This window comes from Streptomyces sp. URMC 129 (genome assembly GCF_051386415.1).
Lineage (GTDB): Bacteria > Actinomycetota > Actinomycetes > Streptomycetales > Streptomycetaceae > Streptomyces.
On sequence record NZ_JBPQTQ010000044.1, the window covers coordinates 1 to 15,466 of the forward strand.

Annotated in this window: 13 protein-coding genes; 5 read left to right on the forward strand and 8 right to left on the reverse strand. The window is 72.4% G+C overall.

All coding sequences use genetic code 11. From position 1 onward, the window contains the following. Positions 1-102: 102 nt before the first annotated feature. The 3 genes from ACSNOC_RS11730 to ACSNOC_RS11740 all read left to right on the forward strand — a co-directional run bounded on the left by ACSNOC_RS11730 (position 103) and on the right by ACSNOC_RS11740 (position 3,283). Positions 103-1,404, forward strand: a complete 1,302-nt coding sequence (locus tag ACSNOC_RS11730) for an ABC transporter substrate-binding protein (RefSeq protein ID WP_436747293.1) — start codon at positions 103-105, stop codon at positions 1,402-1,404. Between the two features lie 119 nt (positions 1,405-1,523). Next, positions 1,524-2,426: a carbohydrate ABC transporter permease gene (locus ACSNOC_RS11735; RefSeq protein WP_436747294.1), complete on the forward strand. Its 903-nt coding sequence runs from the start codon at positions 1,524-1,526 to the stop codon at positions 2,424-2,426. Positions 2,427-2,431: 5 nt separating this feature from the next. After that, positions 2,432-3,283 carry a carbohydrate ABC transporter permease gene (locus ACSNOC_RS11740; protein WP_436747295.1) on the forward strand — a complete coding sequence of 284 codons (852 nt, stop codon included), beginning with the start codon at positions 2,432-2,434 and terminating at the stop codon, positions 3,281-3,283. Positions 3,284-3,337: 54 nt separating this feature from the next. Here ACSNOC_RS11740 and ACSNOC_RS11745 read toward each other — a convergent pair whose 3' ends face one another. Then, positions 3,338-4,489, reverse strand: coding sequence for an alkaline phosphatase PhoX (locus tag ACSNOC_RS11745; RefSeq protein ID WP_436747296.1), 1,152 nt, complete (start codon positions 4,487-4,489; stop codon positions 3,338-3,340). Between the two features lie 238 nt (positions 4,490-4,727). On the opposite strand from ACSNOC_RS11745, the gene ACSNOC_RS11750 reads away from it, so the two are divergent. After that, the gene (locus ACSNOC_RS11750) at positions 4,728-5,171 is read left to right on the forward strand and encodes a MarR family winged helix-turn-helix transcriptional regulator (protein WP_436747297.1); all 444 of its coding nucleotides are present in this window, start codon (positions 4,728-4,730) and stop codon (positions 5,169-5,171) included. 33 nt (positions 5,172-5,204) lie between these two features. On the opposite strand, the gene ACSNOC_RS11755 is transcribed toward ACSNOC_RS11750, so the two are convergent. Beyond that, positions 5,205-6,257: an NlpC/P60 family protein gene (locus ACSNOC_RS11755; protein WP_436747298.1), complete on the reverse strand. Its 1,053-nt coding sequence runs from the start codon at positions 6,255-6,257 to the stop codon at positions 5,205-5,207. A 304-nt stretch (positions 6,258-6,561) separates the two neighbouring features. Beyond that, positions 6,562-8,541 (reverse strand): heavy metal translocating P-type ATPase, encoded by a 1,980-nt coding sequence (locus ACSNOC_RS11760; protein WP_436747299.1) that lies wholly within the window; start codon positions 8,539-8,541, stop codon positions 6,562-6,564. 106 nt (positions 8,542-8,647) lie between these two features. On the opposite strand from ACSNOC_RS11760, the gene ACSNOC_RS11765 reads away from it, so the two are divergent. Next, positions 8,648-9,100, forward strand: a complete 453-nt coding sequence (locus tag ACSNOC_RS11765) for an ArsR/SmtB family transcription factor (protein ID WP_436747300.1) — start codon at positions 8,648-8,650, stop codon at positions 9,098-9,100. Here the strand turns inward: ACSNOC_RS11765 and ACSNOC_RS11770 are convergent. The 5 genes from ACSNOC_RS11770 to ACSNOC_RS11790 all read right to left on the reverse strand — a co-directional run bounded on the left by ACSNOC_RS11770 (position 9,079) and on the right by ACSNOC_RS11790 (position 15,140). Then, positions 9,079-10,203, reverse strand: a complete 1,125-nt coding sequence (locus tag ACSNOC_RS11770; RefSeq protein WP_436747301.1) for a hypothetical protein — start codon at positions 10,201-10,203, stop codon at positions 9,079-9,081. The genes ACSNOC_RS11765 and ACSNOC_RS11770 overlap by 22 nt on opposite strands. Positions 10,204-10,291: 88 nt before the next feature. After that, entirely contained in the window at positions 10,292-11,083 is a 792-nt protein-coding gene (locus ACSNOC_RS11775; protein WP_436747302.1) for an FHA domain-containing protein, read from the reverse strand. Positions 11,084-11,164: 81 nt separating this feature from the next. After that, positions 11,165-13,105, reverse strand: coding sequence for a serine/threonine-protein kinase (locus ACSNOC_RS11780; protein ID WP_436747303.1), 1,941 nt, complete (start codon positions 13,103-13,105; stop codon positions 11,165-11,167). 198 nt (positions 13,106-13,303) lie between these two features. Then, positions 13,304-13,900, reverse strand: a complete 597-nt coding sequence (locus ACSNOC_RS11785; protein WP_436747304.1) for a hypothetical protein — start codon at positions 13,898-13,900, stop codon at positions 13,304-13,306. A 16-nt stretch (positions 13,901-13,916) separates the two neighbouring features. After that, positions 13,917-15,140 (reverse strand): polysaccharide lyase family 7 protein, encoded by a 1,224-nt coding sequence (locus tag ACSNOC_RS11790; protein WP_436747305.1) that lies wholly within the window; start codon positions 15,138-15,140, stop codon positions 13,917-13,919. Between the last annotated feature and the right edge of the window lie 326 nt (positions 15,141-15,466).

The following is a 15,466-nucleotide window of genomic DNA, read 5'->3' on the forward strand; positions in this document are numbered from 1 at the left end:
CACCACCCCACCACCCTCGGCCCCTGGGAAGCCCGGGTCCTCCGCCGCCGCCTCGCCTGAGCTGAGCGCGGCTTTCACAGAGCAGTGAAGAGAGGCACAACCATGAGACACACAGGGAGAACCGGCCGTCTGGCGCTGAGCGCGGTCGCCGTGGCGCTGACGCTGGTCGCCACCGGATGCGGCGGATCCGACGCCGGGTCCGGCGACGGGCAGACCCTCAGGCTCTGGCACTACGAGGACCCGGAGGGCGCGCTCGGCGTCGCCTGGGACGCCGCGATCGAGGAGTTCGAGCGCACCCACCCGGGCGTGACGGTCGAGTTCGAGCAGAAGACGTTCGACCAGATCCAGCAGACGTCGGGCATGATCCTCAACTCCGACGAGGCGCCCGACATCATGGAGTACAACAAGGGCAACGCCACGGCCGGCCTGCTCTCCTCCCAGGGGCTCCTCACGGACCTGACCCAGGTCGCCCAGGAGCGCGGCTGGACGGACCTGATCGGTGAGAACCTCTCCGCCGCCGCCCGCTACGACGAGCACGGCCACATGGGCGGTGACACCTGGTACGGCGTTCCCAACTACGGCGAATACGTCCTGATGTACTACAACCAGGACATGTTCGACGAGTACGGCATTGAGGTCCCCACGGACGCGGCGAGCTTCGAGGCGGCCCTCCAGGAGTTCGTCGACGCCGGAGTCACCCCGATCGCCAACGCGGGCAACGACCACCCGGCCGAGCACTGGCTGTACCTGCTCGCCCTCTCCCAGGCCGACGAACAGTGGGTCCGCGATTACCAGTTCTTCGAGGGCGACGTCGACTTCCACGACGAGCAGTGGACGTACGCCGCCGAGACCTACGCCGACTGGCTGGACCGCGGCTACTTCGACCGGGAGTCCGTCGGCCTCGTCGGCACCGACATGACCGAGAACTTCGTCTCCGGCGAGAACCCCATCCTGGTCGGCGGCAACTGGTGGTACGGCGGATTCGTCAACGACATCCAGGACTTCACGTGGGGCGCCGTCCCCTACCCGGGCAGCGAGATGACCCTCGGCTCCGCCGGCAACCTGTGGGTCGTTCCCGAGCGCTCGCAGAACAAGGAACTGGCCTACGACTTCATCGAGATCACCATGTCGCCGGAAATCCAGGCCCTGATCGGCAACGAGGGGAACATCCCCGTCTCGGTGGACGCCCAGGAGATCGAGGACGAGCGGGCCCGCGGCGTCGTGACCGGCTTCCAGGAACTCCAGGAGAACAACGGCCTGGCGCTGTACCCGGACTGGCCCGTCCCCGGCTACTACGACACCTTCGTCGCGTCCGTCCAGAACCTGATGAACGGCGCCTCACCCGACGACGTTCTGGACGAACTCGCCGCCCCGTACGAGGAATACGCCTCGTCCCTCGGCTGAGGCCCCGGCACGAGCAAGGAAGCGATCCCGGGCACCGGCACGGGCACGGGCACGCGACGACACAGACCGAGGACGGCGGCCGAAAACCCCGCCGGCCGCCGTCCTCGCCGCAAGGAGTGATGGTGAAGCGGAACATATCCCCGCGGTCGGTGGGCTACGGGATCTATCTGGCGCCGGGAATGGTGCTCTGCCTGCTGTTCCTGGTGGTCCCCCTGATCATGACCATCGGGTACAGCTTCACCCGCTGGCAGGGCATCGGCGGCGCCGAGTGGACCGGATTCGACAACTACACACGGCTGATGGAGGACGACGCCTTCTGGGCCTCGTTCAAGAACATCGCCTTCATCATCGTCGGCATGGCCCTGGTGCCCACGGCCCTCGGCCTGCTGCTCTCCGCCGTGCTCTTCGACTACATCGGGAAGCGGCACGGTGACGCCCTCGTCAGCGGGCTGCGTTCGGGCCTGTACCTGCCGCAGGTCATCCCGGTCGCCGTCACCGGCCTGATGTGGGGCTGGATCCTCGCCCCCAACGGCGCCGTCAACGACCTCCTGGAGACCGTCGGCCTCGACGGCCTGGCCGAGAACTGGCTCGGCGACCCCGACCTGGCGCTGTGGAGCGTGCTCGCCGTCCTGGTCTGGATGCAACTGGGCTACCCCCTCGTCCTGTTCCTGGCCGGTCTCCAGCGGATCGACCCCGAGCTGTACGAGGCGGCCGACCTCGACGGCGCGTCGTGGCCGCAGCGCTTCCTGCGCATCACGGTCCCGCTGCTGCGCCCCGAGCTGTATGTGGTGCTGGTGACCACGACCATCGCCGCGCTGAAGGTCTTCGCGCAGATCTACGTGCTCACCGGCGGCGGACCGGGGGACGCCACGCTGGTGCCCTCCTACTTCGCCTACCAGAACTTCTTCGAGAAGGCGCAGGTCGGCTACGGCTCCGCCATCTCGACCGTGATGACGGTGATGGTCCTGATCATCGCGGCCGTATTCCTCTTCCGCCAGAACAGCGAAGACCGGGGGATCTGACCCGCATGACCACCACCGCACCCCGGAAGTCCGGCCGCAGAACGCCGCTGTCCTATGCCGTCGTCGCGGGCGTGAGCGCGTTCGTGCTCGCCTTCCTCGCGCCGTTCGCGATCATCCTGATCAACTCCTTCAAGACCTCGGCCGACTTCCGCTCCAACGGGCCGCTCTCCTGGCCCGAGGAGTTCAACTGGGACATCCTCGGCGAGGTCTGGGAACGCACCGACTTCACCCAGAAGCTGGTCAACAGCGTCCAGATCAGCCTCGGCGTCGTCGTGATCGCCGTCGTGATCGCCCTGTTCAACGCCTACGCGATCGGCATCGGCCGCGTCCGGTGGCGCAACGCCTTCCTGATCTTCTTCCTCGCGGTCAACGTGCTGCCGCAGGAGGGCATGATCTACCCCGTCTATTACCTGTTCAAGGAAATGGGCCTCTACGACACGAAGATCGGCTACACGATCCTGGTCGGAGTGCTCTACAGCGCGTTCGGCACCTATCTGCTGTCCTCCGTCTACGCCGGATTCCCCCGCGAGTTGCTGGAGGCCGCGTCCCTGGACGGGGCGAGCCGCTGGACCGTGCTGTGGCGCATCGTCCTGCCGATGAGCTGGCCCACGCTCTCCGTGATGTGCGTCTTCTTCTTCGTCTGGTCCTGGAACGAGTTCCTCACACCACTGGTCCTGCTGATCTCCAACGACAACCAGACCGTCCCCCTCGGGCTGGCCGTGATGCGCGGCCAGTACACCAGTGAGCCGACCGCGCTGAGCGCCGCCGCGCTGCTCGGCGTCGTCCCGATGATCGTCTTCTTCCTGCTCTTCCAGCGCACCCTGACCCGCGGCGTCACGGCCGGTGCCGTGAAGTGAACCGGCCGTGCCGCCGCGGGCGTCGCGGGGGGCGAGAGAGGAAGTCCCGTTGCCTTACAGGGAGGTGCGGAACGGGCCGGTGATCTCGTACGTGATGCCGCCGCTGCTGGAGCCGGAGGTGCCGCGCTGGGAGGAGAAGTACATCCGGTTGCCGGCCGGGTTGAACGCCGGGCCGGTGATCTCGGACGAGGACTGACCGGTCACCCGCAGGAAGGGGGCGACGACATCGTCCGGGGTGATGATGCAGATCTCCATGTTGCCGCCGTCCTCGGCCACATAGAGGTCGCCCACGGAGGCGGCGGTGATGTTGTCCACGCCGGTCAGCGGGGCGCCGGAGACGTTGTCGTCGTAGACGACCGCGATGGTGTTGGTGGAGGCGTTGTACGCCCACACCCGGTTGTCGCCCTTGGTCGTGAAGTAGCAGATGTTGTTGCGGTAGTAGCAGCCCTCGCCGCCGTTGAACAGCTTGGCGTTGGACACCTGGTCACGGGTCGGCGTGGGGCTGCCGTCGGGGTCCGGCACGTTCACCCAGGACAGCGTGCCCGACACCTCGCGCAGCACCTGCAGCGTCCCGGACGACAGGTCGCCCCACGTCGTGGGGACGAAGCGGTAGAAGCAGCCGTCCGACTCGTCCTCGGTCAGGTAGATGACCTTGCGCACCGGGTCGGCCGCCGCGGCCTCGTGGTTGAACCGGCCCATCGAGGCACGCCGCACCGACGCCTTCACGCCCCACGGGTCGGTCTCGTAGACGTAACCGCCGGCGACCTCCTCGCACGACAGCCAGGTGTTCCACGGGGTGGAGCCGCCCGCGCAGTTGCGGTTGGTGCCGGACAGGATGCGGTAGGCGCCGGTGACCGAGCCGGAGCTGTTGAACTTGACCGCGCTGGCGCCGCCGCCGCTGCTGCTGCTCACCTCGGCGTTGGACACGTAGATCCACCCCGTGCCGTCCGCGAAGCACGCGCCGCCGTCGGGCGCCGGGTGCCAGGTGTAACCGGTGCCCGGGACGGTCTGCCCGGAGCGGGCTATGACTCTGCTGGTGAACCCGGACGGCAGCATGATCCCGTTGGCGTCGGCGGTCCGCAGCGCCCCGTAGGGGCTGGTCCCCGGCAGCGCCGGGTATGCGGCGGCCTGCCGCCACAGGGACCCGGAAAACGCGGCGGCACCCGCTCCGATGGCGGCGGCACGAAGTACGTTACGGCGTTCCATGGCCACTCTCCTGCTCTCCTGAAGTTGGACACCGTGGAGCGTAGGAGCGGGGCAGCGCGCCGATAAGGATCGGACAAGGGAACTCTCCCCTACCGGGAAACGCCGCCCGGTAAACGCGCGGAGAACTCAACTTGCCGCGCTGCCAAGGGGTTTGGCGGCAGCGCGGCCGGGTGCGACGGCCCCGGCGCGCACCGGATCCGCAGTCGGGAACAGATGTGAATGGTTGTACGATCGAACCATGTCGAGGGATCGCGTGGCCGACGACCCGGCCGTGTTCCAGGAGGCGCTGGGAAGTTTCATCCGCGCCTTCGGGATGCACCAGCCGGAGGTGACCCCGAGTGGCCGGCCGGTCCCGGTCTCCGAGGCCCACGCCCTGACCGAGCTGGCCCGGGAGGGCGAGCTGCGGCAGGCCGAACTGGCCCGCAGGCTGCGGCTGGTGAAGAGCACGGTGAGCCGGCTGGTCGGGCAGCTCGCCGCCCGCGGTTGGGTGGAGCGGTCCTCGGCACACGCCGACGGACGGGGCGTGCTGGTGCGGCTCACGCCCGCAGGGCAGCGGGCCGCGGGGGAGCTGGCGACGGCGCGCCGGGAGCGTTTCGGCCGACTGCTCGCGTCGATTCCCGAAGGCGAACGGGCGGGCGTGGTGCGCTCGCTGGGCGTCCTCGTGCGGGCGCTGGACGGCTGAGGGGCGGCGCCCCGGGAGCCGGTGCCGGGCGGGTCAGCCGACGCGCGTGCCGAACTGGAACGGCATGGCGTTGATGGAGAGGTACTCCACCGAGGAGCCGGGCCGCGGGGCGTGGATGATCTGGCCGTTACCGGCGTAGATGCCCACGTGGTGCAGGTCGCTGTAGAAGAACACCAGGTCGCCCGGGGCGAGTTCGTTCATGCCCACCCGGGTGCCGACGCCGGCCTGGGCCTGGGAGGTGCGGGGCAGCGACACCCCGGCCTGGCTGAACGCCCAGGAGGTGAGCCCCGAGCAGTCGAAGGCGCTGGGGCCGGTGGCGCCCCAGACGTAGGGGGAGCCGAGCTTGCTCGCGGCGGCGCTCAGCGCGGCCTCGCCGCGCGAGGAGCCGGGCAGGTCCACGAAGTCGCCCCGGACATCGGACCGGTCGGCGCGCGCCGCCTCGGCGGCCCGTTCGGCCGCCGCCGCCTCCTCGGCCTCCAGCCTGGCCTGCTCCTCGGCGGTGAGCTGGTTCAGCAGCGACTGGGCCTCGTTGAGCTTGCCCTGGATCGTTTCCTTCTGCTCGTCGAGCCGGGCGCGCAACTCCTCCAGCTCGGCCAGCTTGTCGGTGGCCTCCTGGCGCTGCTGGTCCAGACCGCGCTGCCGGTCCTCGATCAGCCGCAGCGTCTCCGCCTGTTTGCCGCTCACCTGGTCCAGCGTGGACGCCTGGTCCAGATACGCGTCCGGATCCGCCGACAGGAAGAGCTGGAGCGACGGGTCGATGCCGCCGTTGCGGTACTGCGCCGACGCCACCGCGCCCACGCTCGCGCGCAGCTCGTTCAGCTCCTCCTGGCCCCGCGCCGCCGACTCCTGCAACTCCTCGACCTCGGCCTGGAGTTGGTCCGCCTGCTCCTGCGCGCCGTTGTACTCCTCGGTGACCGCCTCCGCCTCCTCGTAGAGCCGGTCCACCTCTTCCCGGACCTCGTCGACGGTGGGGTCGGGATCGGCCTGGGCGGACTGCGAGGTGAGCGCGACGGTGGCGGCTGCGGTGGCACCGAAGATGGTCACACGGGCCCTGCTCGGCGACTTGGGACGACGGTGGGACGCCACGGGAGCGAACTCCTTTTTCCTCGGCCGCCGCTCCGCCCGGACTGCCACGGAACCGGCGGTACCTCACGGCCACCCCGGATGGGTGGACTGCCGCGCGAAGGTTCGACGCCCGACCATAGCGAGGCGGCGTGGCCTCCTTCAAACCCCGACCGGTTTTCTTTCCGCTCGCCACACTCGTAGCGGTCGCGTGCCCACACTGTGTCGAGGGCGCTTCGGCCGAAACCCGGACGCGGGCCCCGAAGACGGGCGCACCGGGCGGCGGCGGCGCCCGGTGCGCGCGCGGCAGCGCCCGGCGGCGCGGCGGTCAGGCGGTGGCGGTGTCCCCGGGCCGGGGGGCGCGCCAGGCGGATTCCCGCAGCAGACGCAGGCCGTTGAGGCCGACGATGACGGTGGAGCCCTCGTGTCCGGCGACACCGAGCGGCAGCGGCAGGGTCCCGATGAGGTCCCAGGCCACCAGGACGGCGATGAACACGCCCGCGATGACCAGGTTCTGGACGACCAGGCGCCGCGCTGTCCGGGACAGCGCGACGACGGCGGGAACGGCGGCGAGTTCGTCGCGGACCACGACCGCGTCGGCGGTCTCCAGGGCGAGGTCGGAACCGGCTCGGCCCATCGCGATGCCGCAGTGCGCGGCGGCCAGCGCGGGGGCGTCGTTGACGCCGTCACCGACGACCAGCACGGTGCGGCCCTCCGCCTCCCACTGCCGGACGGCGGTCACCTTGTCCTGCGGGAGGAGCCCGGCGCGGACGTCGGTGATCCCGGTCTCGGCGGCCAGGTGCCGCGCGGCGCGCTCGTTGTCACCGGTCAGCAGTGCCGGGGGGCGTCCGGTCAGCCCGGCGAGCGCGGCGACCGTGGTGGCGGCGTCCGGGCGCGGCCGGTCGGCGATGCCCAGCACCCCGGCCGGGGTCCCGTCGCGCAGCACCACGACCGCGGTCCGGCCGGCGTCCTCCAGCTCCCGCACCACGGCGCGCACGGTGGCGGCGCCCGCGGGCAGCAGCCGGGCCGGGGAGCCGACCCGCACGGTGTGCCCGTCGACCGTGGCCGTCACGCCCCGGCCGGGGGCGGAGGTGAATCCGGCCGCCTCGGTGAGGGTGAGGCGGCGTGCGCGGGCCGCGTCGACCACGGCGCGCGCCAGCGGGTGCTCACTGGGGTGCTCGGCCGACGCCGCCAGCGCCAGCAGCGCCTCCTCGGTCAGCCCGGTGCCGGGCAGCGGGCGGAGGTCGGTGACGCGCGGGGTGCCCTCGGTGAGGGTGCCCGTCTTGTCCAGCGCCACGGTGTCCACCTGCCCGAGACGTTCCATGACCAGGGCGGACTTGGCCAGCACGCCGTGGCGTCCCGCGTTGGCGATGGCCGACAGCAGCGGCGGCATCGTGGACAGCACCACCGCGCACGGCGAGGCGACGATCATGAACGTCATCGCGCGCAGCAGCGCCGGCCGGAGGTCGGAACCGAACGCGAGCGGGACGGCGAAGACCAGCAGCGTCGCGACCACCATGCCGATGGAGTAGCGCTGCTCGATCCTCTCGATGAAGAGCTGGGTCGGGGCCTTGGTGGTGGAGGCCTCCTCGACCATCGTCACGATCCGGGCGATCACCGAGTCCGACGGATCCCGCTCCACCCGCACCCGCAGGGCGCCGGTGCCGTTCACGGTCCCCGCGAACACCCCGTCGCCCGCCTGCTTGGCCACCGGCAGCGGCTCGCCGGTGATGGTCGCCTGGTCCACCTCGCTCTCCCCGGCCAGCACCACCCCGTCGGCGCCGACCCGTTCCCCCGGGCGGACCAGGATGACGTCCCCGACCGCCAGGTCCTCGGCCGGGACGGCCTCCTCGCCGCCGCCGGGCAGCAGCCGGGTCGCGGTGCGCGGCGCGAGATCGAGCAGCCCGCGCACCGAGTCCGCGGTGCGCGCGGTGGCGACGGCCTCCAGGGCGCCGGAGGTGGCGAAGATGACGATCAGCAGCGCCCCGTCCAGCACCTGACCGATCGTCGCGGCGCCGAGGGCGGCGACGACCATCAGCAGATCCACGTCGAGGGTCTTCTCCCGCAGAGCCTTGAGGCCCTCCCAGCCCGGCTCCCAGCCGCCGGTCACGTACACGGCGGCGAACAGCGGGCCCCAGGTCCACGCGGGGGCGCCCAGCAGGTTCAGCGGCAGCGCGCACAGGAACAGGGCCAGGGCGGCGCACGCCCAGCGGGCCTCGGGCAGCGCCAGGGCCCGGGTGCGCCGCCGTGGCGGCGCACCGGCCGTCCGGTGCCCCGGCGGCGCGGGGGCGGTGAGGGTGGACGTCATCGCGGAAGCCTCCGGTGCGGTGCGGTGCGGTGCGGACGCGGACCACGGTCACCTTACAGGAACACTTGAACAGCCATTCATGTGTTCGTTTCCGTAGGATGACGTCATGGGCCACGGAGCGAACCCCCCCGAGCGCGACAGCGCCGTTCCGCGCACCCGGCTGACCGCGCGGAACGCGCCGAAGGTCGCCGAGACGCTCCAGGCCCTCGCCACCCCCTCGCGGCTGCTGATCCTGGCCCGGCTCCGCGAAGGGCCGTGCGCCGCCACCGAACTCGCCGCCGCCGTCGGCATGGAGCAGTCCGCCTGCTCCCACCAACTCCGCGTCCTGCGCACCCTCGGCCTAGTCACCGGCACCCGCCAGGGCCGTTCCGTCGTCTACGCCCTGTACGACAGCCACGTCGCCGCCCTGCTCGACCAGGCGCTGTACCACGTCGAGCACCTCCGCCTGGGCCTCACCGACGCCCCGCCCGAAGCGGCCGGGCGGGCGGCGGCCCCCGGGCCGGCGGGCGACCGGCACGGGCCACGGGCCGCCACCGGCTACGGCGCGGCGGTCACGTAGCGGACGTCGGTGTCGATCTCGGCGCGTTCGCCGTCGCTCTCGACGACGAGGGTCCCGGGTCCGTCGCCCTCGATCGTCGCCGTGCCGTCGTCCAGCCGGCGCACCTCACCGGCCGGAGCGGTGCCGGCGTCCACCCAACGACCGCCTTCGAGCCGGCGCTGACCGTCCGCGGCCGTGGCGTTCTCGTCGTCGGCCTCGCAGGTCACGTTCAGGCCGCCGTCCCGGTCCCACCACAGGCTGTCGATGTACACGTCCTTCGCGTCGCACGTGGTGCCCGGCTCGGCGCTCACCGGGGCCGTCTCGCCCCTGCCGGACGCGACGTCGACCACGGTCACCGTGGCGCAGGCGTACTCCTGGCTGCCCGTCAGCGCCACCCGGGTGCCGTCGGGGCTGAAGGCGGCCTCCTCGATGGAGTCCGGCCGGCCCGTCTCCAGGCGGCGGGGCTCGCCGTCGAGCGTCACCAGGTACGCCGGCATCAGGTCGTCGCCCGGCAGGGAGCCGTGGGGATACGCTGCGAGCGCGGCGCCGTCGGTACCGGCGATCAGGCTCGGGCTCACCCGCTCGTCCAGGAAGCCGTCCTCGGTGCGCAGCGTGATGTCCGTCTGCCTGGGTGCGGGCGACGCGTCGGCGAGGTCCGTGACCACCAGACGATGGTCGCCGTCCAGCCAGGCGATCCGGCTGCCACCGATGGGCGCGACGAACTGACAGTCGCAGTCGGCCTGCCGGTCGCCGCACCCCTCGCACGGCACGGACCTGGTCTCGCCGCTGTCGGCCGAGACCACGACGATCTCGTCGAGGAGGGACGGCATGGTGAACGCGTACCGGCCGTCAGCGGTGAACACCGGGCGGGTGGCCAGGAAGAGGGGCTCGCTGCGGCCGATCTCCTCGGCGCCGTCCATGACGACCAGTTCGCTCGCCGTCTCCGCCCAGTCGTCACCGAACTCGACCCGGAGATACGCGTACACGCCCGCCGAGGACGGCGGCGCGGCCGGGGACTCCGGCGCGGCCCCGTCCCCGGGCGGAGCGGTTCCGGAACATCCGGACAACGCCACGGCGATCCCCGCCACGACCACGCCCCGCGCGAACCCGCGCACCGACACCATCACCACCTCCGGAGCAGACCCCGCGACGCTATCCGTCCGGCACCGGGACCCCTCCCGGGCCCGGACCGGGTGGGAGCGGCTCCGGTGCTCAGTCGTCGTCGAGGTCGCGGTCCAGCTCGGCGAGGTCCGGGGGGACGAGCGTGGTGCTGTCGACGAGTTCCCGCAGCAGGTTGTGCATCAGGGTGGCGTCGCACGTGGTGTCGTCCTCGTCGCGCATCAGTCTGCCCTGCACCAGGCCGCTCTGGTGCAGCCGTCTGCGGACGGCCGTGACGCGTTCCTCGATCCTGCGCTTGGTCCAGCCGTACTCGGGCCGCAGGGCCTGGAGCTGGGCCACCGCCCGCCGGTAGACCAGCGGGCGCGGCTCCGGGGTGTAGCGCAGGTACTCCTGGCCGAGCACGATGAGGACCAGCCGTTCGTCGTCGTCGAGCGGCCACCGCCGCGGCGGCACGGTGGGGGCCGTCTCCCTGGTGCCCGGGCCGTGGTCGTCGTAGTCGGTGACGTACAGCTCGACCAGGTGCTCGCGGTAGCCGGAGCCCCGCACGAACACCGGGGTGTACCCGACGGTGAGGGGGATCGGCTCGGTGGTGGCGTGGACGAGCCTGCCCTGCGGCAGGCGCAGGAGCTGCTGTCCGGTGTTGCGCAGCCACCAGCTCCGGTCGCGGAACACCAGCTCGCCGTGGCGGCGGCTGACCCGGATGTCGTCGCCGCCGACCTGCAGATGGGTGTCGGGCCGGGGGGCGCGGCCGAAGCGGACGACGCGGCCGGGTTCCGGGACCACCTGGATGCCGCCGGTCAGCGAGCGGGCCTGGAGGGTGCCGGGCTGCCGCGGCCGGTCACCTTCGTGGAGGCGGGCCAGGCTGTGCGGGCGGAGTGCGCTCATCACCGTTCTCCATCGGCTCGTCGGCTGTCGGCAGGGGGTGGGACCCAGTGTGCGGCCCGGTCCCGGGACCCCTCCCGGCCGTCAGGGGGCGGGCAGCCGGGCGGCGGCGGAGGCGGCGAGGTCGGTGGCCATCGCGCACAGCTCGTCCATCGGCCGCCGCCCCCCGACGTACAGGCGCACCATCTCGACGGCGGGGCGGGTGTCCCGGCCGCCGTACGCGCGGTATTCCACGAAGACCGTGCAGGTCTCCTCGCCGTTGCCCTCCTCCTCGACGAACGCGTCGTAGCCGCCGAGCCGGACGCGTGCGAGATCGGCGTCCGTCAGGGGCTGGTCGCGGTGGAAGCCCACCTCGGCCTCCAGGCCGTCCACGTCGCTGGACCACTCGCAGTCCCAGTTCGCGACGCCGACCTCCGGCTCGTCGCCCGCCAGGCCGGGCACGGCGGACAGGGCCTGGGCGTCGAGCAGGGCGCAGGCGTCCACCCAGGCCAGCGAGGTGTCCGGGTAGGCCGGGGAACGGCGGGGGATCGGGCCCTGGTCCAGCACCCCGGCCGCGCTCTGGGCGGCCACGTCCGCGACATGGCACAACGTCGCGGTGCCGCCGTCCACCGAGCCTTCCCCCATGGTGACGCGGACGGCGACGAGGAGGCCGTCGCCGTCGTCGCCGGGCGGCGACAGCAGCCGCCGGCATTCGCCGCTCTCCTGCGGCCCCTCCAGGACGCCGATGTCCCCGACGGTCCTGGCGGGTTGCGCCGATTCGGGCGGCACGCCGGGTTCGAGGCGGACCTCCACGTCGATACGCGTCTCGTCGTCGATCCGGACGAGCACGTCGCACCGGTCGAAGTTCCCGTATTCCGGGTCCGGTTCGGCGTTCCCGAACACGCCGAGGGGGGCGGGGTCGGCCAGGGCGCAGAGGTCGGCGGTCCGCGGATCACCGACCAGGGACAGCGGTTCGCCGTCCGCGGCGTCCACCTCGCCCTGCCCGGCACCGCCGTCACCGAGGAACGCGAGGACGACCGCGACGACGAGGGCCACGGCCAGCAGACCGGCGCCGGCCCCCACGGCGACGGCGAGCGGCGGCCGGCGCCGTGCGCGTTCCCCGGAGCCGGAGCCGGACCCGGAGCCGGATCCATGGGGTTCCGGATGGGGTTCGGCGATCGCCGCGAGCAGCCGCCCGGCCTCGGCGGCGTCGGGGCGTTTCCGCGGATCGCGCTGGAGCATGGCGCACAGCACGGGGTACAGGGGCCCCACGGCGTCGGCGTCCAGCGCGACGATGCCCTGCCCGGCCTCCCAGTACCGCAGCCGCTCCAGGTCCTCCCCGGCGTCGCCCTCCTCCGGCTCCTCCGTTCCGGCCCCGGGATCGTCGTCCCGCCCCGGCTCGCCGCCGCGCGGCGGCGAGCCGGTGACCAGCGCGTAGAGGGTGGCGGCCAGGCCGAACACGTCGGCGGCCGGCCCGGGAACGTTGCCCCGGACCAGCTCCGGGGCGGCGTAGTCGGGGGTGAAGCTGGACGGGCCGTTGGCCGTGATGGTCTCGGTGCCGCCGAACCGGTAGGCGGCGCCGAAGTCCAGCAGCTTCGCGGTGCCACGCCGTCCGAGCCCGACGTTCGCGGGCTTGACGTCGCAGTGGACGATACCCGCGGCGTGCAGGGCCGCCAGCGCGTCCGCGATCTCGGCGCCGATGCGGGCCGCCCGCCGGGGCGGGACCGGCGGGCGGCCGTCGAGGCCGCCGCCCGGCACGTGCTCCATGACGAACCAGTACGTCTCCTCCGCGCCGCCGCCCGGCGGCACGGTCACCACGTCGAACAGTGTCACGACGTACGGGTGGTCGCGGAACTTGGCCACGGCGCGCGGCTCGCCCAGCAGCCGCCGCACCGCGGTGTCGCGGTCGCCCGCGATCCGTGCCGGTTTCAGCGCCACGTCCTGCCCCAGCACCGTGTCGTGGGCCAGCCACACATTCCCGCTCCGCCCGGTGCCGATGACCTCCCGCAGGACGTACCGGCCGGCGAACTCGTCTCCGGAACGCAAGGTTCCCCCTCACCCGAGCCCAGAACGCGCCGGCCACCCCGCCGCGCGCGTGAACCGAACCTACTGGGTGCGGCGGACAGTACGGAGCCCCTTACGCTGCGTCTCCACCCGGCGGCCTCATACGTGAAGGCCGGGTGAGGCCGTGCGGCGCCGCCGCCCGCGCGGGCGCGGCCACCTGCCGACCGGCGGGCGCGCCGGTCACCCGGGCAGCGTCCTGCCCTCCGCGTCCAGCGGCGAGCCGTCGAGAGCGGTGTCCGTCAGCGTCACGCGCAGGCGTGCGGCGATCTCGGTCCGGCTCACCGGCGCGCGCACGAGGTGGCACAGGACGAACCCGATGCGTTTCTGCCCCCGCACCCCGTCGCCCATCGGACGGCTGTCGAGCCCCTGGAACAGCCAGGCGTGCAGCTCACGCACGTCTTCTTCCCGCCAGCCCCTGAGGGCCGCCGCGTGCGCTCCCAGTGCCAGCTTCTCGGCCAGGTAGTCCGGGTCGGCCCAGCTCCTGAACCCGATCTCCAGACGGTCGAACGCGTGCCCCGCGCCGAACGACCAGGAGGCCCGGACCTGGCTGATGCCCCGCTGGGGGGACCGGGCCTGAAGAAGCCACAGGTAGGTGTCCATGAACGGGGCATGGTGCTCCAGCCACCGCTGTTCCTCCCCTCGCGCCACCACCCAGGGGAGCGGGACCTCGCGGAACTCCGGCCACTCGATCTCCGGGCACTCCCAGCCGGCGAACCATGAGCGGACCTTCTCCCTGTTGGCGAGGAACCGCGCCCTGAGCCCGTTCCGTTCCCCCACAACTCCCCCCGCGCGCCTATTCGTTCTCGTCATGCGTGACGTCCAGCGCGTGGATCTCCACCTCGCCGTAGTTGTCGTCGTCGCACGGGGAGGAGTTGCCGCAGTTTGCCTGGGTGTACGCGCCGGTCTTGAAGTAGTTGGTGGAGTCGGAGTGGTCGAGGGTCGTCTCCAGCTCGCCGTTGACGTACACCTCGATCGCGCCGCCGCTCACCACGTACGTGAGCTCGACGACCGTGCCGAGCGCGTAGTCGTCGGTGACCAGGTGGTGGTGGGTGGTGTCGCCCTCGGTGATCCAGAGCTCCGAGCCCTCCAGGCGCAGCGCCGTGACGTCGTCGTCGCCGCCGTGGATCTGGGCGCCGACGAGGTGGGGCTTGTCCTCGGGCAGGTGGGTGAACGCCTCGCGGACCGTCATGGTGTGCGTGCCGGACGTCGAGGACCAGGCGATCTCGTCCTCGCCGCCGCTGGTCATCTCCCGCAGTTCGGACCGCGGATAGCCGGAGCCGCCGGTGGTGACGCCGTTGACGGGCGCGCGGAACCGCACCGCGTCACCGGCCTCGGTGACCGTGAAGAAGGGGTCGTGGGAGTAGCCGTCGAGTTCGGGCTGGAAGATCTCGGTCGGGTCCTCCTCGTCACCGATGGGCAGCGTCACCTTCCAGTCGCTCAGGTCGAGCACGTCGGCCGGGACCTCGCCACCGCCACCGCCGCTACCGGTGCCCGACCAGATCTCGACCTCGGTGAGGCTGTTCCAGTCGCCCGCGACCTCGTCCTCGCCCAGGTAACCATGGCCCAGGTAGCGGATCTTCGAGGTCTGGACGGCCGGCAACGCGAACGTCTCCAGGCCCGTCGTGCTGCCGCTGCTCTTCCCGTCGTACGCGGTGACCCAGCGCGACCCGTCCCAGTACTGCAGCTCGAAGACGTTCTGCCGGGTGGTGCCCTGGTACACGGCGAGCTTCACCTGGCTGACGGTCACGGCCGAGCCGAGGTCGAACTGCAGCCAGGCACCGTCGCCCTTGCCCGACCACCGGGTACCGAGGCTGCCGTCCACGGCGTTCGCCGGCACGTTCGCGTCGCTGGTGCTGGCGGTGACGGCACCCGCGCCCGGGGTGACCTCCACCCCGGCGGCCCGCGCCGCCCCCGGCACCAGCAGCGCCACCGGCACCACGGCGAGCGCGACGAGCACCAGCGGCAGCCGCCCACGGCGCCGCGCGGAACCGGGTGCGGAGCTACGCGTCACAGACATGCCCTTCCTGCCTCCTCGTCCGGATGCCCCTCCCCGGCCCCCGCGGCGGAGCACCGCCGGGACGCACGGGAGGCGACGGCGGGACGATAGACGGCACCCTCCGGGAGGGGTCCCGGGGACAGAACCCGCGACGCGAGACGCGTCACCGGCCGGGTGCGCGGGGGACATCAAGACGAACTGCGGCGCGGAGCCAGGCGTCGCGGGGGCGGCGACAGGCACGCACACGCACCCCCCGGAGGAGCCACCCCGCGACGCGCGCACGCGGTCCCGCTCACCCCACGACCGGACAGGCACGCGACGGACGGGCGGAGCGGCCGGAGAGCCCG